Origin of the sequence: Kitasatospora sp. NBC_00039 (assembly GCF_045160625.1) — a bacterium.
Lineage (GTDB): Bacteria > Actinomycetota > Actinomycetes > Streptomycetales > Streptomycetaceae > Kitasatospora.
Map to the genome: position 1 here is coordinate 7,762,284 of NZ_CP108289.1, position 16,987 is coordinate 7,779,270.

The window sequence follows — 16,987 nt, forward strand, 5'->3', positions numbered from 1 at the left end:
TCCACGGGCCGCCGGCTCGGCATCGACGCGCGAGGCGTGCTTCAGGCCTCCTCGACCGGACCCGAGGTGGGCACCGTCGCCGGCCGCACCCCGGGCAGACCGTCGGAGCGTTCTTCTCGTCGGTCCACTCGCTGGAGCACGACCCGCATCAGCTCGCGCCGCACCGGCTCCTCGACCGGGCTGCGCTCGAACCGATCAGCGTCGAGCGGGTGTCCTGCGTGCGGATGTTGCGGATGACGACGTGCCTGCTGCGGGTGAGCGCAGCGCGGATCCGGTCTTCGGCGTCGGTGTGGAGCCGGCGCCGCCCGAGGGCGGCGTCCGCCGCGATGGCCGCCGGCCCCCGTCGCATGTCCGGGGCGAGGGCAGCGCACACCTCGGCGTGGGCCGGCAGCTCGCGCGCGTCGTGTAGCCGTCCGGGGTCTCGGGAGCCTGCTGGGTCAGGACACGCGCGACTTGCCGGGCCGCCGGTGTGTCGTGGCCCGCGAGATCGATGACGGCAAGCCCGAGGCGCGTTCTGAAGAGGTCCGGTCAGCATCTGGCGCGGCGCGCTCGCCTGGTGCAAGCCCGCCAGCCGCCCGCAGAAGGGCCGTTTCACGCAGCATTGTGAATTCGTGCCGTGGGGAAGCAAGGGCCCGATCGACGGCAACGCCCGCCCCGTTCGCGGACCGCTGCGGCAGCTCACGCTGGCGAACTCGAGCCATACGAACCACACGTCCAGACCCGCGCGCTCCACGCCTACGTGCGCTGGCGCAACGCCGACGCCCGCCACCCCGGTTCTGGCGGCCCAGCGCAGGGAACGCGCCCGCATCCGCAGGGAGAAGGGCCTCCGCCGGGGAGGCAGCCCGGTGGCCGCCGCGGCCTGACTACAGCGACTCCCGCGAGGCTGCCCCCGCGGGAGACAACGTGCAGGTCGACCATGACCTCCTCGCCCTCCCAGTGGCCGCACTGCGAGATCTCAGGGCCGGCCGACCAGCCCCAGCTCAGCAGCCTGGAGCCAGGCTGCCCCCGCAGAGTGGACATGCAGGTCGACGACGACCTCCTCGCCCTCCCATCGGCCGTCGTCCGAGATCACAAGGCCGATCAGTGCCAGATCGCCAGCCTGGCCCCGCAGCGCGTACTGCTCGTGGGTCTCCTCGCCGAAGTCATCGTCCGGATCGTCACGCTCCCAAGCGGCCACCGCGGCCTCGGCCGCGGCCCTGGGCAGTCGGACCGTGACACGGCCGACCTGGGCGTCGACATGCTCCCCGATCGCTGCCAGCACCTTCGACTCTTCCCGGTACAGGACGTACCGCTCTTGATCCACCACAGGGCGAGGCTACTCGGACTGCTGGACCTGTCTCGACTGCATTAACCCGGCGAACCTGTGCGGTCAGAGCACCAGGGTCACGGTGGACGAACGGTAAGCGGGGCCAGGATGTCCGGGTGCTTCTGCGAGACGTGCTCGAAGACGGATGCGAACATTCGGCACGGACCGCACCAGGCGGCCCAGAAGTCCACCGGAACGATGCCCTCGCCGCCGGCGATCCCGTCGAAGTTCTTCTCGGCCGGCTCGACCGTGGCCATGGCCGTTCGCCTCTCGTAGATACCCCTACGGGTATGTGAACGGTGAAGCGAGGTCGTCTACTCCGGTCCGTCGGACGGGGACATCTCGATGCGGACGGTCGGGGTGTGGTGGAGCGTGTTGTGGACGGTGCAGTGCGACGCGACGGCGAGTAGCGCGTCGTACCGGGCCGGGTCCAGGCCCTCGGGCGGCTCCACAGTGAGGGTCACCTCGGTGACCCGGGCGGGGCGGTCGGCGGACATCGTGAAGCCGGCGTCCACCCGCAGCCCTTTCGGATCGACGCCGTGCCGGGTCAGGTAGCGGCCGGCGTAGAACGCCACGCACGAGGCGAGCGACGCGGCGAACAGTTCGGTCGGGGTGGGGCCGGCGTCCTGGCCGCCGTCGTCGACCGGCTGGTCCACCACAAGTCGGTGGCCGCGAACCGCAATCTCGTAGCTGTCCTGGCTCAGGTGCTCGATCCGGATCCGGCCCGGGGGGAGCGTTGCCCCGGAGTCGAGGGGAGGTGTGCTCTGCAGAGGCGAGGTCATGGCCTGTTCCTGTCGGGCGGGCCGCGAAGCGGCCGGTGGCGGTCGGGGTCCAGGTCCAGTAGAGACCGGCGCCGAGCGGCAGGCCAGAGCCGAGCGGCCCGGCCCGGCAGGGTCCGTCAGCCCGGCCCAACGGCCCGATATATACCCCAGGGGGTAAACTGGTCGGAGAACGACACTCTGGAGGTGCGGAAATGCAGGTGGACGACGACGCGGTCGGCGCGGTCCTCAACCGCCTTCGCCGGGCGCAGGGTCAGCTCGCCGGCGTCATCGCGATGATCGAGGCCGGACGGGACTGCAAGGACATCGTGACCCAGCTCGCTGCCGTCTCCCGCGCGCTGGACCGGGCCGGATTCAAGATCGTGGCCAGCGGTATGCGCCAGTGCATGGCCACCGTCGACGGCGGCGCCCCGCCGATGAGCGAGGCCGAACTCGAGAAGCTCTTCCTCGCCCTCGCCTGACGCCCGGCTGCCCGCCGCCCGGCGGGCGTGAGTCGTCAGGCGCGGTCCCACGTGTGCGTCGACCCGCCCGTGCGCCGGCCGATCCGTCCGCCCCGTCGTGGTACGCGAAGGCGACACGCCTGGCGGCCCGCAGTGGAATTCAGCCCTTCTGGGGGGTGTTGCCATAGTCTGCATATACCCCAAGGGGTATTGAGAGGTGGGTCATGGTCATGGTCCGGGAAGTCGACATCGAGGCATTCATTGCCGCCCGGGAGGCAGGGGCACTGGTGGTCGACGTGCGCGAAGCGTTCGAGTTCGCCGCGGGGCATGTGGCGGGCGCCCGTTGGATCCCGCTGGGGATGCTCGCGGGGAGCCTTGCCGATCTCCCTCGTGGCCGCGCCGTCATGGTGATCTGCGCCTCCGGGAGCCGGAGCAAGGTCGGGGTCGAACTCCTCACCCGCGCCGGATTCGAGGCTGCCTCCGTGCGGGGCGGCGTCGCCGCCTGGTCGCTCTCCGGCCGCGACCTGGCTGTCCGAACCGCCTGACCCGACGCCACGAATGGAGTACACCATGGACTACGGCATTCCCGTCACCCTCGACCTGCCCTTCGCCGATGCCGTCGAGCGCGTACGTGCCGCACTCGCCGAGCAGGGCTTCGGCATCCTCACCGAGATCGACGTCCGGGCCACCCTGCACGCCAAGCTTGGCGAGGAGATCGAGGACTACCTGATCCTCGGTGCCTGCAACCCGCCGCTGGCCCACCGTGCCCTCCAGGCCGACCGGCGCATCGGACTGCTGCTCCCGTGCAACGTCGTGGTCCGTGCGACCGACGGGCGCACCGTGGTCGAGGCGATGGACCCGCAGCTCATGGTGCGGGTCACCGAGCAGCCCGCGCTGGAGGCTGTCGCGGACGAGGCGGCCGGCCGCCTGCGCGCCGCGCTGGACGCCCTCGCGGACTGACCGGTGCCCTCCAGGCCCGCCGCGGCGGGCCCTCTTCTTCGGCCTCTCATATACCCCCACCCGTACTTCGCGCCCAGTCGGGCCACCCCAGGAACGGAGCATCACGCGAAGCACCCGGACACCGACCTCGCCCGGCCGTCCACCGCGCCGCCCCCGGAGCCGCCCGGCGCCCCGGGCCTGCTCGGTCGCCTCGGCGCCTGGTCCGTGCGGCACTTCAAGGCCGTCCTGGTGGGATGGCTGCTGGTCGTGATCGGCCTCGGTGTGTTCGCTCCCCAGGTGACGTCGGCGCTGTCCGGCGCTGTCCGGCGCGGGATGGCAGGCCGACGGCTCCGAGTCCGTGAAGGTCAGGCAGGTCGCCGAGCGACGCTTCGCGGGCAACGCCTCCATCGCGCTGCAGATCGTGGTCGCCGCCGACCGGCCGGTCACCGACCCCGCCGTCCAGCGGGTGATCACCAAGGCCGAGGCCGTCGCCGCCGCCGACCCCCGGATCTGCACCGTGGTTCCACCCCAGCCCGGCGCGACCATCAGCCAGGACGGCCGCAACGCGATCCTGCTCGCCGGCTCAGCGGCGGCCCAGCAGCCTCGCCAGGAAGCCGCCGCCCTTGGCCGCGCTCCGGTCGCAGCTGCAGCGGTCGGCCTTGCGAACTCCGGCAAGCACCTGGTCGACGTGCATGCCGCACCCCGCGTAGGTGGCCTTGCCGCAGGTGCGGCACGTGGTACGTCGGCACATGGCAGAACTCCTCGCGATCAGTCAGAAGAAGGGCGTTCCCTCCTCTTCCAATATACCCGGAGGGGTATTTTCGGGTGCCGGATGTCCGGGGGCGAGGTCACGACGTCGTAGGTGACCAGGATGATCGGGTAAGCGTTGGCGGCCTTGGTGTTGTGGTCGAGGGCGAGGTCGCCGTCGGCGCCCACGACGGTTGGGAGCCAGGGTGCTGGCGGCGTGGCGGCGGCCAGCGGTGGGCCGTGGCGAACGGCGACCGTTGGGGGCGTAGGTGACCGCTCAGCGGACCAGTACGCGTTCGCCGGACCGTGGGACAACCGCCGTCCAGCCGAGTTCGCGGTCGATGCGGTCGCGCAGGGCCTGCGATCCGTCGGGCTCGCCGTGCACGAGGTAGGTGGCGCTCGGAGGCGGGGCGTGGCGCAGCCACTCGATGATCTCGGCGGCGTCGGCGTGCGCCGAGAAGGCGGGCACGTTGACGATCTCGGCGCGTACGGGGACGTAGGTGCCGTACATCTTCAGTACGCGGGCGCCGTCGACGAGGTCGCGGGCGCGGGTGCCCGCGGCGGCGAAGCCGACCACGATCACGGTGTTGCGCGGGTCGGGCAGCAGTCGCCGCAGGTGGTGGACGACGCGGCCGCCGGTGGCCATGCCGGAGGCCGAGACCAGGATGGACGGCACGCTGGAGTGCTCCAGGGCCAGGGACTCCTGGAGGGAGTGGATGAGCGAGAACGGTTCGGGGTCGAGGGCCGAGGCGCCTTCGACGAGGACCTCGGGGCGCAGCTGGCCCGAGCGCCGGGCGAAGGCCTCGCGATAGATCTGTAGGGCGGCCAGGGCCATCGGGCTGTCCACATAGACGGGCGCTTCGGCGGGCAGCCGGCCGGCCCGGCGGAGCTCGGCGAGCTGGTGCAGGACGACCTCGGTGCGGTCGACGGCGAAGGAGGGGATGACGACGGTGCCGCCGCGGGCGAGGGTGCGGTTGATCGCGGCTGCGAACCATTCGCGGGCCGCGGTCTCCTCGTGGTGGCGGTTGCCGTAGGTGGACTCCATCAGCAGGACGTCCGCGCCGGTGAACGGTTCGGGCGGGCGCAGCAACGGGTGGACGGGTCGGCCCAGGTCGCCGCTGGCCGCGAGGGTGTGGCCGTCCTCCAACGTCAGGTGGGCCCAGGCGGAGCCGAGGATGTGTCCGCCGTGGTGCAGTCGCAGCGTCATGCCGCCGGTGATCTCGACGTCGGTGTCGAGCTGGACGGGGTCGAACATGCGCAGGGTGTTCTCGACGTCGTCCTCGTCGTAGAGCGGTTCGGCGGGGCGGTGCTTGGACCAGCCGTGCTGGTTGGCGTGCTCGGCGTCCTCGCGGAGCAGGTGGGCGCTGTCGCGCAGGATCAGCTCGGCGAGGCGGGCGGTGTCGGGGGTGGTCAATACCGGTCCGCGGAAGCCGTCCCGGACGAGTTTGGGCAGGTAGCCGCAGTGGTCCAGGTGGGCGTGGGTGAGGACCACCGCGTCGATGTCGGCCGGGTCGAGCGGGAGTGGGCGACGGTTGAGCCGGCGCAGTTCGGCGAGTCCCTGGAACATGCCGCAGTCGACCATGACCCGGGCGCGGTCGGTTTCGACCAGGAACTTGCTGCCGGTGACGGTGCCGACGCCGCCGAGGAAGGTCAGCAGGCCCGGGCGGGGCTGCGGGTGAGGGGTGGTGGTGTCCGTCGCCATGGCGACCTCCTGGGGGAGTGGTCACTCCCCATGATGGCGAGTGGTGGCTCGGCCGTCGCGGGCTGCATCGGCCCTGGCGGCTGGGCCGAACGGCCCTGTGCGGTCCCGCTCCGGCGGGCGGACAGTGTTGGTAGGGAGACCAGCCGCGGAGGAGTGAGGACCATGCAGCATCGCACTGTCCACGACGTGATGACCCGGGAGGTCGTCACCGCCAGGCCCGACACGGCGTTCAAGGAGATCGCGGCGCTGTTCCACCGCAACGACATCACCGCGATTCCCGTCGTCGACGACCAGGGGCGCCCGATCGGCATGGTCTCCGAGGCCGACCTGCTCCGCAAGGAGGCCGTCCTGCCGGATCCGGAGGGCCGTACCCCGGGCCGCTGGCTGGACGCCGCCGACCGGGCGCGCGCCGAGGCCGAGACCGCCGGCGGGCTCATGACGAGCCCGGCCGTCACCGCCCACGCCTCCTGGTCCGTCCCGGAGGCCGCCCGCGCCATGGACAGGCACAAGGTCAAGCGGCTGCCCGTGGTCGACGAGGTCGGCCGGCTGACCGGCATCGTCAGCCGTCGCGACCTGCTGCAGGTCTTCCTGCGCCACGACGCCGCCATCCGCGAGGAGATCGTCCACGACGTGCTCGGCCAGACGCTGTGGCTGGCACCGGGTGACGTCCAGGTCGTCGTACAGGACGGCGTGGTCACCCTGGCCGGACGGCTGCCGCGCCGCAGTCTCGTTCCGATCGCCGAGCAGCTGTGCCGTGCCGTGGACGGCGTGGTCGCGGTGCACCAGACCCTCGACTGGAGCGAGGACGACACCGATGTCCACCTCGAACACCCCCGTGCCTACCGTGCCGACCGCTGAGTTCGACCCGAACGAGCAGGGCCCGGGCGCGCTGTTCGAGGCGCTGACCCGGCGCGGGCTGACGAACCTCGGCCCGACGTCACGGGCACGGGACCGCGCCATCGTCCACCTGGCCGCCTCCGCCACCTGATCCGCCCTGATCCGCTTCGGAAGCGCGGCCGGCCCGGTTTCGTGCGAGTGCGCTCCGCGAGCGCGGTCCCGGTCGCCGAAGGCCCCCGATTCGCCCCCTTGGAGCACACCATGACCAGTCAGTGGAACACCGTCGGCGAGGTGATGACCCATGCGGTGGTCGCGGTCGGCCGCGACGCGACCTTCCGGGAGATCCTGGAGACCCTTCAGCAGTGGAAGGTCAGCGCCGTGCCGGTGCTGGCCGGCGACGGCCGGGTGGTGGGCGTGGTGTCCGAGGCGGACCTGCTGGCGGCCGAGGACCGCGAGAAGGGCAGTACCGACGGGCTGGTCGCCGCCGGCCTGATGTCGGCGCCCGCCGTCTCGGTCCACGCCGACAGCCCGACCGCCGAGGCCGCCCGGGCCATGGCCCGCGGCCACTTCAAGCGGCTCCCGGTGGTCGACGCCGAGGACTGTCTGATCGGCATCGTCAGCCGCAGCGACCTGCTCAAGGTCCACCTGCGCACCGACGAAGACCTCGCCGACCAGGTGAGGTTCGAACTCCTCGCCGTGCTGAAGCCCGAACATGCTTCGGCCGTCGACGTCCGTGCGGAGGAGGGACGGATCACCCTGAGCGGGACACTGCCCGACGCTTCGGCACTCCCGGTAATGGAACGGTTGGTGCGTGCCGTTCCCGGCGTGGTGGACGTCGAGGTCAGGCTCGTCGCGCCCGACTGACACGTCTCCGGCGTCGCTCCCGGGCGGATGGGGCCGGCGCGCTCAGCCTTCCCGGTCGCGAGCCGTTCGTTGTCGCGCCTCGATCGATCGGCGGACCTCGCCGGTGAGCGACCGCAGCCGTTCGGAGGCGACGGCCGGCGGCTGCTGCGGGTCGACGATGCGGCGCGCGGCGGCGGGCAGTTCGGCGAGGTCGGCCTCGAACGTGGCGCGGGCTTCGGTGAGAGACCGGGCGGGGCCAGTGCGGCGGCCGTTCGCCATCACGGTCTCCAGCAGCGGGCGGGTGCCTGCCGGTGCGGGCTCGTCGGCCAGTGCGACGGTGTCGGCGAATCCGGGCGCGCGGTGGACCTGCTTGGCCCCGGGAGCGGTCACCTTGCCGGTGGAGAGTTTCATCATCGGCCGGCCGTCGTAGGCGACCAGCTTGTAGGCCGCGTCCAGGTAAGGCGCGTCGGCAGCCACCCCGACCAGGGTCCCGACGGCGAAAAGATCGATCGGCGCCCCCGTGCGCACCAGCTCCTCCACCGCGTACTCGTCCAGGCCGCCGCTGGCGGTGACCCGCACCTCGGGCAGCCCGGCCTCGTCCAGGATCCGCCGGGCGGAGACGGCCAGGGACCCGAGGTCGCCGCTGTCGAGGCGCACCGCGCAGCCCTCGTGCAGCCCGAGCTCGAGCAACACCCGGGCGGCGACCGCGACGCCTGTCTCGGTGTCGTAGGTGTCCACCAGAAAGGTCACCGGGCCGGGGTGGGCGCGGGCAAAGGCCCGGAACGCCGCAGCCTCGTCGCCGAACGCCTCGATGTACGAGTGTGCCATCGTGCCCACCGCCCGCAGACCGTACCGGTGTGCCGCGGCCACGTTGCTGGTCCCGGCGAAGCCGACCAGCGCGCCCAAGCGGGCCGCCTGCTCGGCCGCCGGAACGCCGTGGGTGCGGCGCAGCGAGAAGTCCACCACCGGGCGCCCGGCCGCGGCGATCACGCACCGCGCCGCCTTGGATGCCACCGCCGTCTGGTGGCACACCTGGTTGAGCAGGAACGACTCCACCAGCTGCGCCTCGGGCAGCGGCGCTGTCACCTCCAGGATGGGCTCGCCGGCGAGCACGATCCGCCCTTCGGGTACGGCCCGTACCCGGCCGGTGAAGCACAATCCGAGTAGCGGCTTCAGGTCCCGGTACGGCCGGCCGAGGGCGGCGGCGAAGGCCGCGACGTCCTCCTCGTCCACACGCAGCTCGGCGAGGAAATCCAGCACCGGCTCCAGGCCCGCAGCCACCAGGAAGCCCCGGCCTGGCGGGAGCTTGCGCACGAACAGGTCGAACGTCGCCGGAGCGGTCATCTGCTCCCGCAGGTACGAGTGCGCCATCGTCACCTCGTACAGATCGGTGACCCGTGCTGTCGACATCGGTTCAACCTCCCGCTGCCAGGGTCGTGGACTGCGGAGTGATCGCGCCCACCGGTTCGAGTCCAGTACCGGCGACTCTGCCGTCACCGTGACCGCGGCGATGCCTCCCGCCGAAGCGCCGACCCGTGCGACCCGTCCGCGTGGGGTGATTGCCCCGGTGCTCCGATCTCACGAAGCGGACGCGTCCGGGCCGACCCTTCCCTACCCGCAGTCGCCCGTGGATGATGGGGGTCCTGTTTCGAGTACGAAGTGAAGGCTGGTGGACCATGAGCGACCACGTCCATGTGCGGCTCCGCGAGGGGCTCGGGGTGAACGACGAGGGTGACCTGGTGGAGCAGTTCGCCTGCCGCTGCGGTGAGGTGTGGGCGAAGACCCACCCGCTGGAGGGCGGTCAGCCCGACCAGTGACCGTTGACGCGGCCCGGTTCATGGGAGGCCGCGGTGGCCGTCAGTCTGCGGTGCTGCGGACGACCACGACCGGGCAGGGCGAGTGCTGAACGCAGTACTGCCCGACGGAGCCCAGCAGGGCGCCTTCGAAACCGCCGAGGCCGCGATGCCCGACGACCAGCAGAGACGCCTGCTCCTTGGCGGCGGCAAGCAGGACCCAGGCCGGGGTGCCCTCCCCGACCCTGAGCCGGATGTCCACCGGCGGCTGGGAACCCACCACCTTCTCGACGTTCTCGGCCAGGATCTTCCGTGCCACCTCCCCCAGATGCGCCTCCTCGCCGACCGGGACCGCGCTGCCCCACCCGGAGAACGGTGGCTCCCAGGCCATCACAGCTTCCACCACTCCGTGGGTGAGTCCAGCCTGCTGAACCGCCCAGCGCAGCGCCCTTCTGGACTGCTCCGAGCCGTCCACTCCCACGACGATCTTTCCCGCGAGGGCCGGTTCCTCAGCCATGGCTTCGTCCTTCCGATCAGGCCGACGACGAACTCCGAAGGCAGTTGCTCGACAAGGGCGTACGGTGGCGGCTTCTCCGGGGCGGGTACGCCCAGGCCTGTGACGGCATCGCCGGCAACGCCCGCTCTCCTGCAGGATCGTTCTCCTGCGGCGGATTCGCATGCGGACTGGGCGGATGCCCGAGTCAGGTGGACCGATCGGCCCTGCCCTCCGTGGCCGCCGCGACGGACGATGGGGTGCGGAGGCTCGAATGCACCGGATGACCACGCCGAGGCGTTTTCCCGCCCGGCACCCGACAGGCCGGGCCAGGCCCGGGCCGCCACGCGAGCCGCCGAAGCCCGCGCCGACCCCTCCGCCGCCCTGGCGGCGCTGGCTGCTGCCTGCCGCGATCGCGATGATGCTGCTGTTCGTTCTGCTGTCCCGGAGCCCGTCCGGTGCCGGTACCCGTTACAGCTACAGCGACTTCGCCGGGAAGGTCGACGCGGGCCAGGTCCAGACGGTCGAGGTCACCGACAAGGGAGCGATCACCGGCGCACTCAAGGACGGAACCAAGTTCACCACCCAGATCCCGACCGCCCTGGACAGCAGTGCACTCACCACTCAGCTGCGGTCCCAACACGTGGAGATCACCGCCAAGCAGAGCAGCCGCGGCAGCTCGTTCCTCTCGGTTCTGCTGATCTTCCTGCCGCTGATCCTCATCGGCGGACTGTTCCTCTGGTCCGGACGGATGGCAAGCCGGGCCATGACCGGAGGTCTCAGCGCGATCGGCCGCTCACGAGCGAAGATCATCGAGGCCGAGCGCCCGAGCACCCGGTTCGCCGACGTCGCCGGCTACGAAGGCGTCAAGCAAGAGGTCAGCGAGGTCGTCGACTTCCTGCGCAGCCCCGAGCGTTATGCCGCGGCGGGGGCCAAGGGCCCGCGCGGTGTGATCATGGTCGGGCCGCCCGGCACCGGTAAGACCTTGCTCGCCCGCGCGGTCGCCGGAGAGGCCGAGGTCCCGTTCCTGTCGGTGACCGGTTCGGCCTTCGTCGAGATGTTCGTGGGCGTCGGCGCGTCCCGGGTGCGCGACCTCTTCGACGAGGCACGCAAGCGGGCTCCCTCGATCATCTTCATCGACGAGATCGACGCCGTCGGCGGCCGCCGCGGCGGCGGCGCGAGGCTGGGCGGCAACGACGAGCGCGAGCAGACCCTCAACCAGCTGCTCGCCGAGATGGACGGCTTCGACGAGTCCACCGGCATCGTCGTGCTGGCCGCCACCAACCGCCCCGACGCGCTGGACCCGGCGCTGCTGAGGCCCGGCCGTTTCGACCGCCAGGTCACCGTGCCGCTGCCCAACCAGGCCGAACGCTCGGCCATCCTCGCCGTCCATGTGCGGGGCAAGACCCTGGCGCCCGACGTGGACCTGGACCGCATCGCCCGCGGCACACCCGGGTTCTCCGGCGCCGACCTGGCCAACCTCGTGAACGAGGCCGCCATCAACGCGGTACGCGCCGAGCGGGCGACCATCACAGCCCGTGATCTGGACACAGCCCGCGACCGGGTGCTTCTCGGCCGCCGCGAGTCCTCCAACGCCCTCCTGCCGGAGGAGCGCCACTCGGTCGCCGTGCACGAGTCCGGACACGCCCTGATGGCCGCGCTGTGCGAACACGCCGATCCCGTCGCCAAGGTCACCATCCTCCCGGCCGGCATGACCCTCGGCGCGACCGAGCAGCTACCCGAGGCGGAGCGGCACCTGTACAGCGAGAGCTACCTCACGGACCTGCTGACCGTGCAGCTCGGCGGCCGGGCGGCCGAACTGGTCGTCTTCGGCGAGGGCTCCACCGGCGCGGCCAACGACCTGGCCAACGCCACCCAGGTCGCCACCCGCATGGTCCGCGAGTTCGGCCTGTCCGCCGAGCTGGGACCGGTCGGATACGCCACCACAACCCCGCAGCATCTCGGCCCCAGCCCGGAGGAGATGCTGCGCAGGCCCTACTCCGAATCCACCCAGCGCACCGTGGACGAGGAAGTCGCCCGGCTGCTCCGGAAGGCCGAAGCACGGGCCGTCGACCTGCTGCGCGGCCACCGGCGGCAGCTGGACGAGCTCGCCGCGCTGCTCGTGGAGCAGGAGACGGTGGACGGCACGGTCGTCCTCGGCATCCTGCACCGGCAGCGGAAGGAGGTTGAGCTCCGTCGAGCACAGATCGGCCGAGCGTAGCGCGTGGGCTGGTCCGCGGCCGACGGCCGGCGTCGTGTCGCGCCGTACGAGAGGTGCCGGTCGTGTTGGAGCACCTCGGGGTCGAGCCACCGGTGGACCACGGGTATCCGGTTCGTGCTCTTGTCAGGGAGGAGGCGATCGAGTCGCGGTTGCGGGCGAACGAGGAGATCGTCCGGCAGCTTCACGTCCCGCCGGCGCGGGAGCGGCGGGTCGCGAAGGAGACGGCGGAGTGGGACCCTCTGCGGGGTCGGGTCCGTCGTGGGATCGGCCGGTCCGGGAGAGGGCCGTTCGGCCCTGGTGGGCGGGAGGAGCGAGCGTAGCGTGGGAGGCGGCCTGCAGGGCGGGCGAGGGAGCTCGGCCGGAACGGTCCAGGGTGGTCAACTGCACTGTCCTGGGCTGGATTCGACGGCCGGGCTGAGAGGCCGGAGGGTGGTCGACGAGACCCCGATGGCGACCTCCACCACCTGATCCGGGCAATGCCGGCGTAGGGAGCCCACCCTGCAGGTTCGGCCTGGGGAAGGGAACAGGGCCCGGGTAGCAGCCCCGCAGTCGACCTGCGGGGCTGCACGGGTGGACGGGACCCGGGACGCGGAGCGATCCGCCGGTCTCACGTGGGGGTGTCCGGATAGCGGAGGAGGGCTCCCAGCCCGTCGTCGAGGGGCAGTTCGTCGTGGGGGATGACGATGAGGTCCGCGCCGGTGCCGACGATCGCGCGGATGAGCGCGGCGTCGGCCGGCACCTCCCAGGAGGAGCCGATGCCGAGGGCCTGCATTTCACGTTGGGTGAGGCCGAGCTGTTCGGGAGCGACGCCGACCCACAGCTGCTGGTCCAGGTCGAAGGGGTCGTTGATCAGAACGGCTTCGGCCTGGCCGTGGCGCAGGGCGGTGACGGTGGCGGCGAGGCCCTCGACGGCGCCGCTGCGGTGGGCGCGGCGGGCCAGGAAACGCTGGGTGCCGGCCTGGTCGCGGGCGGACAGGCGGCCGCGGAACAGGTGGGCGAGTTCGTCCTCCATGAGCGCGCGTTCGGGATCGGTGTCCCAGCCGTCGCTGTCGACGGCGACGATGCGCTTGCGCAGGCGCATGGGGATTTCGCGGGTGAGGGCCTTGCGGGCCCAGTGGTCGCCGGACACGACGATCGCCTCGGCCTCGCTGCGGTCGGCGAGGCCGGCGAGTTCCTCGGCGACCTCGACGGCGGCCCGTCGCCATTCGGAGGCCGCGACCCGGTGTCGGGTGAGGTGGGCGGCGGCGACTCTGGCGGTGGGCCAGCGGCCGGCCTGGAGATCGACCTCGAGTTCGGAGGTGGGGGAGCCGCCGGGCCGGGTGACGCGGTGGACGGCGACGGCGGCGTAGGGGATGTCGGGGGCGTGCTGGAGGGCGAGCGGCATGGCGTCGGGGACCATCGTGAACCGGGCGGCGTCGCGGGGTGGCGGTTCGGGCAGTTCCTCGGCGAGCGCGAGGCGGCCGTGGGCGGCGAAGACGGCCTGGCCGTGTCGGCCGGGGATGTCGCGGTCGGTGCCGACGACGTGGGTGACGGCGCCGGTGGTGGCGGTGTCGGAGCCCTGGGCGGCGAGTTCGGTTTCCAAATGCCGTCGGCGCAGGTCGATGGCCCGGTCGGGTTCGTCGAGGTCGCGCGAGGTATCGACGTAGGCGCAGGCGTAGGGGCCCGGTCGTGCGTAGAGCGGGCCGAGGAAGGTCAGTTTCATGGCCGTCCGCTCCTGTGGGTGGTCAGAGTCCCTGGGCGAGGAGGAGTTCGTGGGCCAGACGGGCCGCGCGGCCCGGGCGTTCGGGGTCGGGCTCCTGGTCGGGGATGTCCTCGAGGCCCTGGAGGAGGGCGCGCATCGCCTGGCCGAGGGCCTGGACCTGGGCTTCGAGCAGTTCCAGGCGTTCGACGGTGCTTTCGAGGTCGCGGCCCGGAGGGTGCGAGGCTGCAGCAGGCGTGCCTGCGGCGGTGGGGTCGGTCATGATCGGCTGCCTCTGTTGAGTGGATTCCCGTCGGTGGGTTACTCGGCGGGTGTGATGAGGCCGTAGTGGCCGTCGTAGCGGTGGTAGAGGACGTTGCCGCGTCCGGTGACGTCGTCGGTGAAGAACACGAAGGGTTGTCCGAGGGTGTCCATCCGCCGCTTCGCGGTGGCGGTGTTCATCCGGGGCGCGGGGGCGGGGCTGATGGTCAGCTGGACGGCGGTCGTGCCGATCTGTTCGGGGTGGGGGTGGACCTGGGCGAGGCGGGAGCCGGTCGGTGCGGCGCGGTAGAGGACGCTGTCCTCGCCGGTCGCCAGTTCGGTGAAGAGGTGGAAGTCGTAGTCCATGGCGTCCATCTCGAAGGCGGCCTCGTCGACGGTCTCGCGGGCGAGGGAGAAGGACTTGTGGCGGATGATCTCGCGTTCGTCCGCCGGACGTGGATAGTGGTCGGGGCGGTGTGTGGGTTCGGACCCGTGTCGCCACTCGTGCTCGTGCTCGTCGGCTCTGGGTGTGCCGCCGCGTCGGGCCTCCCAGTGCCTCCGGAGCCGGGCCAGCTTCAGGGCCAGCAGGTCGTGCAGCAGGTCGATCGCCTCGGGCATGGTCCCCGCCGCCACATGGGCGCGGGCGGCGCGGCCGTTGACGTCCAGGTTGGCCTGGGCGAGGTAGGGGCGCTCGGTGGCGGGGTTGTGCATGCGGGTGAGCCGGATCCGGACGGACAGGACGGGTTCGCGCTCCTCGTCCAGGAGTGCGAGGACCTTGGTGCGGGCGAGTTCCGGCATGCCGGGCGGGAGGTCGCCCTGGGCCTCGACCTGGACCTCGGGTGTCTGTGTGGGCATCGGTCGGTTCGGCATCGGATCTTCTCCGTTCGTCGGGTGCCGGTGACGGCGGGTGTCAGTGGTAGCGGGTCAGTCCGCCGATGCCCTGGGCGGGAGCGCCGGGCGTACCGGGCGTGAGGATGCGGATGTCGGCTCCGGTGAGGAGTGCGGCTCGGACGGCGGCGTCGGCCAGTCCCGTCTCCACCAGCGGTCCGGCGTCTGCTGCGAAGGCGGTGCCGAGGTCGGCGATGTCGGTGGGTTTCGGGCCGAACCAGGCTGTGTGGTGGGAGGCGGGGTCGTCGGTCACCAGGAGGGTGCGCAGTTGTCCGTCGGCGAGGGCGCGCACGGTCGCGGTGATCCCTTCCACTGCATGTCCGCGTGGCGATAGCTCCTCGGCGAAGCGGCGGAGCAGGCTCGTGGTCTCCTCGCGCCCGGCGCGGCAGGTCTCGGTGTCGACCTGGGCCATGCGCTGGGGCCAGGCGCCGTCGGGGCTGCGGCTGCCGCTGACCGGGTGGATCGACACGTTGTTGCGGACCCAGGTGGGCAGGTGCTTGGTGAGGTACTGGCGGGCGCGGACGTCACCGGCCAGCATCAGGTCGTGGGCGTCCACTTCTGCCAGCGCGGTGCCGAGAGCGTCGGCGACGTTGGCGGCGTTGTGCTCCCAGGAGTCCTCGGCGCGGTGCTGGTAGCGCATCTGGGACGCGCCGCCGGGCTGGTTGCGTTCGATCTCGTCGTCGGGGCCGGTGACCGTGCGGCGAACCCCTTCGGTGGCGCCGGCCGGGTAGAGCCGGAGGTCGGCGCCGGTGCGGTCGACGACGGCGACCACGTGCGCCGGGTGGTCCTGGCGCCAGGCGAGCAGCGGCAGCAGGTGCGGCAGCGGCTCGGCCATGGCGAGGTCGCCTTGCCCGCAGCCGGGCAGCACGGCTGAGATCCGCACCTCGCCGCCGGCGGCGAAGGCCGCCAGCACGCCGGAACCCGGCTGCGAGGACAGGTAGCGCTGGGTCAGCGCGTCCAGGTCACTGGCCCCGGCCCCCTGGGCGGCGAGGCCGCGGCACAGTCCCTGCCAGCGCTCCTCGGCATCCTGGCCCATCTCCGGGCGTGTGTCGAGATCGAAGTAGACCGACAGGAACGGGCCGGGTGTGGCGAGCAGCTTGCGCAGGACCTGGGTGTCGATCTCGGTTCCGGTTGTCATATGAATCCTCCTCGGGCGGGACGAAGGCCCCCGGGGGTCTCGGGATCCGATGCGACAGCCCGGGGCGAGGTCCGGCCGGAGAGCCCAGCGTGTCCGGCCGAACTCGCTGCCGTACCAGCCCGGCGCGCTGCCGGGCCATCGGCGAACCGCCCTGCAACCGACGCTAGTTCCTTCTGTGCCTGACCGCGATGGGCCGGTCCGCCCGGCCGGGCCGTCGGGCGGCCCCGCCGGCAGCGGGTCACCCGGCTCAACCGCCGGCACCGCGCGGCGATCAGCCGACGGTGCTGCGGACCACGACCACGGGGCACGTCGCGTGCTGCACGCAGTGCAGACTCACCGAGCCCAGCAGTGCACCGGTGCATCCGCCGTGACCCGGCTGCCCACGACCAGGAGGTCGGCACCGCGGGACCACTCCAGCAGCGCCTGGGCGGCGTGGCCGGGCACCGCGACCTGCCGGATCTCCACCGGCGGCTGCGGTCCGGCAACCTCCTCGACCGCCCGGGCCAGGACATGCTCTGCCGTCCGGCACGGTCTGATACGGACTGACGCGACCGAGTACAGCGGTCCAGCCTGACTGAGCTGGGTCACTTGACCCTGCCGGCAGGCGAGGAATCGGCCGACAGGCCGTACGGAAGGAACGGTTGGCGAGGAACCCTCGAAGGGGGTGCTGTGATTCGCACCGGGACTGCGGATGCTGCGCCCACTCGACCGCGAGGTGCCGCGGCCGCTCGCCGACGAGGCCACACCTCCGGCCCTCACGGCCGAACCCGCCTGCTCGGGCACACGCCATTCCTGGCAGCGGGAGGATCCGGAACCGGCTGACCCGGTACCGTCCTGAACCGCATCATCCGAATCAGCTGATCGGACAAAGCGGTTGCCGCGGTGGGCGGTTGCTCCGATCGCGGTGGACGTGGTCGCGCAG

The 16,987-nt window shown here is 72.0% G+C and carries 22 protein-coding genes, 2 pseudogenes and 1 riboswitch; of the genes and pseudogenes, 11 read left to right on the forward strand and 13 right to left on the reverse strand.

Going from position 1 to position 16,987, the window contains the following annotated elements; translation table 11 throughout:
* Positions 1 to 148 precede the first annotated feature (148 nt).
* On the reverse strand, positions 149 to 349 hold the full coding sequence (locus OG286_RS34340; RefSeq protein ID WP_396321218.1) for a hypothetical protein: 201 nt from the start codon (positions 347 to 349) through the stop codon (positions 149 to 151).
* A gap of 184 nt (positions 350 to 533) precedes the next feature.
* Between OG286_RS34340 and OG286_RS34345 the strand changes: the two are divergent.
* A pseudogene (locus OG286_RS34345) lies at positions 534 to 668 on the forward strand (site-specific DNA-methyltransferase); the annotation flags it as partial.
* A pseudogene (locus OG286_RS34350) lies at positions 663 to 863 on the forward strand (IS630 family transposase); the annotation flags it as partial. The pseudogenes OG286_RS34345 and OG286_RS34350, both read left to right, overlap by 6 nt.
* A 92-nt stretch (positions 864 to 955) precedes the next feature.
* Here OG286_RS34350 and OG286_RS34355 read toward each other — a convergent pair.
* The 3 genes from OG286_RS34355 to OG286_RS34365 all read right to left on the reverse strand — a co-directional run bounded on the left by OG286_RS34355 (position 956) and on the right by OG286_RS34365 (position 2,088).
* On the reverse strand, positions 956 to 1,306 hold the full coding sequence (locus OG286_RS34355) for a hypothetical protein (protein WP_405365994.1): 351 nt from the start codon (positions 1,304 to 1,306) through the stop codon (positions 956 to 958).
* 77 nt (positions 1,307 to 1,383) lie between these two features.
* Positions 1,384 to 1,563, reverse strand: coding sequence for a thioredoxin domain-containing protein (locus tag OG286_RS34360; RefSeq protein WP_396321220.1), 180 nt, complete (start codon positions 1,561 to 1,563; stop codon positions 1,384 to 1,386).
* A gap of 57 nt (positions 1,564 to 1,620) precedes the next feature.
* The gene (locus OG286_RS34365) at positions 1,621 to 2,088 is read right to left on the reverse strand and encodes an OsmC family protein (RefSeq protein WP_405365995.1); all 468 of its coding nucleotides are present in this window, start codon (positions 2,086 to 2,088) and stop codon (positions 1,621 to 1,623) included.
* Between the two features lie 191 nt (positions 2,089 to 2,279).
* Between OG286_RS34365 and OG286_RS34370 the strand changes: the two genes are divergently transcribed.
* The 4 genes from OG286_RS34370 to OG286_RS34385 all read left to right on the forward strand — a co-directional run bounded on the left by OG286_RS34370 (position 2,280) and on the right by OG286_RS34385 (position 4,326).
* Positions 2,280 to 2,546: a metal-sensitive transcriptional regulator gene (locus OG286_RS34370; protein WP_405365996.1), complete on the forward strand. Its 267-nt coding sequence runs from the start codon at positions 2,280 to 2,282 to the stop codon at positions 2,544 to 2,546.
* 203 nt (positions 2,547 to 2,749) lie between these two features.
* A complete protein-coding gene (locus OG286_RS34375) occupies positions 2,750 to 3,070 on the forward strand; it encodes a rhodanese-like domain-containing protein (RefSeq protein WP_405365997.1) in 321 nt (106 codons plus the stop codon).
* A 25-nt stretch (positions 3,071 to 3,095) separates the two neighbouring features.
* The gene (locus OG286_RS34380) at positions 3,096 to 3,485 is read left to right on the forward strand and encodes a DUF302 domain-containing protein (RefSeq protein ID WP_396321224.1); all 390 of its coding nucleotides are present in this window, start codon (positions 3,096 to 3,098) and stop codon (positions 3,483 to 3,485) included.
* A 337-nt stretch (positions 3,486 to 3,822) separates the two neighbouring features.
* Complete coding sequence (locus OG286_RS34385) at positions 3,823 to 4,326, forward strand: hypothetical protein (protein WP_396321225.1); 504 nt, start codon at positions 3,823 to 3,825, stop codon at positions 4,324 to 4,326.
* A gap of 162 nt (positions 4,327 to 4,488) precedes the next feature.
* Here OG286_RS34385 and OG286_RS34390 read toward each other — a convergent pair whose 3' ends face one another.
* Positions 4,489 to 5,913: an MBL fold metallo-hydrolase RNA specificity domain-containing protein gene (locus OG286_RS34390; RefSeq protein WP_396321226.1), complete on the reverse strand. Its 1,425-nt coding sequence runs from the start codon at positions 5,911 to 5,913 to the stop codon at positions 4,489 to 4,491.
* A gap of 162 nt (positions 5,914 to 6,075) precedes the next feature.
* Between OG286_RS34390 and OG286_RS34395 the strand changes: the two genes are divergently transcribed.
* The 3 genes from OG286_RS34395 (at position 6,076) to OG286_RS34405 (ending at position 7,614) form a co-directional block, all read left to right on the forward strand.
* Positions 6,076 to 6,771, forward strand: coding sequence for a CBS domain-containing protein (locus OG286_RS34395; RefSeq protein WP_396321227.1), 696 nt, complete (start codon positions 6,076 to 6,078; stop codon positions 6,769 to 6,771).
* Positions 6,758 to 6,901, forward strand: a complete 144-nt coding sequence (locus tag OG286_RS34400) for a hypothetical protein (RefSeq protein WP_396321228.1) — start codon at positions 6,758 to 6,760, stop codon at positions 6,899 to 6,901. The genes OG286_RS34395 and OG286_RS34400 overlap by 14 nt, the downstream gene beginning before the upstream one ends.
* Before the next feature lie 110 nt (positions 6,902 to 7,011).
* A complete protein-coding gene (locus OG286_RS34405; RefSeq protein ID WP_396321229.1) occupies positions 7,012 to 7,614 on the forward strand; it encodes a CBS domain-containing protein in 603 nt (200 codons plus the stop codon).
* A gap of 42 nt (positions 7,615 to 7,656) precedes the next feature.
* On the opposite strand, the gene OG286_RS34410 is transcribed toward OG286_RS34405, so the two are convergent.
* Entirely contained in the window at positions 7,657 to 9,003 is a 1,347-nt protein-coding gene (locus tag OG286_RS34410) for a nicotinate phosphoribosyltransferase (protein ID WP_396321230.1), read from the reverse strand.
* A 266-nt stretch (positions 9,004 to 9,269) separates the two neighbouring features.
* Between OG286_RS34410 and OG286_RS34415 the strand changes: the two genes are divergently transcribed.
* Positions 9,270 to 9,410, forward strand: a complete 141-nt coding sequence (locus tag OG286_RS34415; protein ID WP_396321231.1) for a hypothetical protein — start codon at positions 9,270 to 9,272, stop codon at positions 9,408 to 9,410.
* A gap of 40 nt (positions 9,411 to 9,450) precedes the next feature.
* Here the strand turns inward: OG286_RS34415 and OG286_RS34420 are convergent, their stop codons facing one another.
* Positions 9,451 to 9,903 carry a universal stress protein gene (locus OG286_RS34420; protein WP_396321232.1) on the reverse strand — a complete coding sequence of 151 codons (453 nt, stop codon included), beginning with the start codon at positions 9,901 to 9,903 and terminating at the stop codon, positions 9,451 to 9,453.
* Between the two features lie 259 nt (positions 9,904 to 10,162).
* On the opposite strand from OG286_RS34420, the gene ftsH reads away from it, so the two are divergent.
* Positions 10,163 to 12,100, forward strand: a complete 1,938-nt coding sequence (gene ftsH / locus OG286_RS34425) for an ATP-dependent zinc metalloprotease FtsH (RefSeq protein WP_396321233.1) — start codon at positions 10,163 to 10,165, stop codon at positions 12,098 to 12,100.
* Between the two features lie 336 nt (positions 12,101 to 12,436).
* Positions 12,437 to 12,608: riboswitch (TPP riboswitch) on the forward strand.
* A 99-nt stretch (positions 12,609 to 12,707) separates the two neighbouring features.
* Here the strand turns inward: ftsH and OG286_RS34430 are convergent.
* The 6 genes from OG286_RS34430 to OG286_RS34455 form a co-directional block, all read right to left on the reverse strand.
* Entirely contained in the window at positions 12,708 to 13,802 is a 1,095-nt protein-coding gene (locus tag OG286_RS34430; protein ID WP_405365998.1) for a hypothetical protein, read from the reverse strand.
* A 22-nt stretch (positions 13,803 to 13,824) separates the two neighbouring features.
* On the reverse strand, positions 13,825 to 14,061 hold the full coding sequence (locus OG286_RS34435) for a hypothetical protein (protein ID WP_396321235.1): 237 nt from the start codon (positions 14,059 to 14,061) through the stop codon (positions 13,825 to 13,827).
* A 38-nt stretch (positions 14,062 to 14,099) separates the two neighbouring features.
* Complete coding sequence (locus tag OG286_RS34440; RefSeq protein ID WP_396321236.1) at positions 14,100 to 14,894, reverse strand: sigma 54 modulation/S30EA ribosomal C-terminal domain-containing protein; 795 nt, start codon at positions 14,892 to 14,894, stop codon at positions 14,100 to 14,102.
* A gap of 55 nt (positions 14,895 to 14,949) precedes the next feature.
* On the reverse strand, positions 14,950 to 16,065 hold the full coding sequence (locus OG286_RS34445; protein WP_396321237.1) for a Vms1/Ankzf1 family peptidyl-tRNA hydrolase: 1,116 nt from the start codon (positions 16,063 to 16,065) through the stop codon (positions 14,950 to 14,952).
* A 271-nt stretch (positions 16,066 to 16,336) separates the two neighbouring features.
* Positions 16,337 to 16,402 (reverse strand): hypothetical protein, encoded by a 66-nt coding sequence (locus OG286_RS34450; protein ID WP_396321303.1) that lies wholly within the window; start codon positions 16,400 to 16,402, stop codon positions 16,337 to 16,339.
* A complete protein-coding gene (locus tag OG286_RS34455; protein WP_396321309.1) occupies positions 16,399 to 16,530 on the reverse strand; it encodes a hypothetical protein in 132 nt (43 codons plus the stop codon). Before OG286_RS34455 ends, OG286_RS34450 begins: the two co-directional genes overlap by 4 nt.
* Positions 16,531 to 16,987 lie beyond the last annotated feature (457 nt).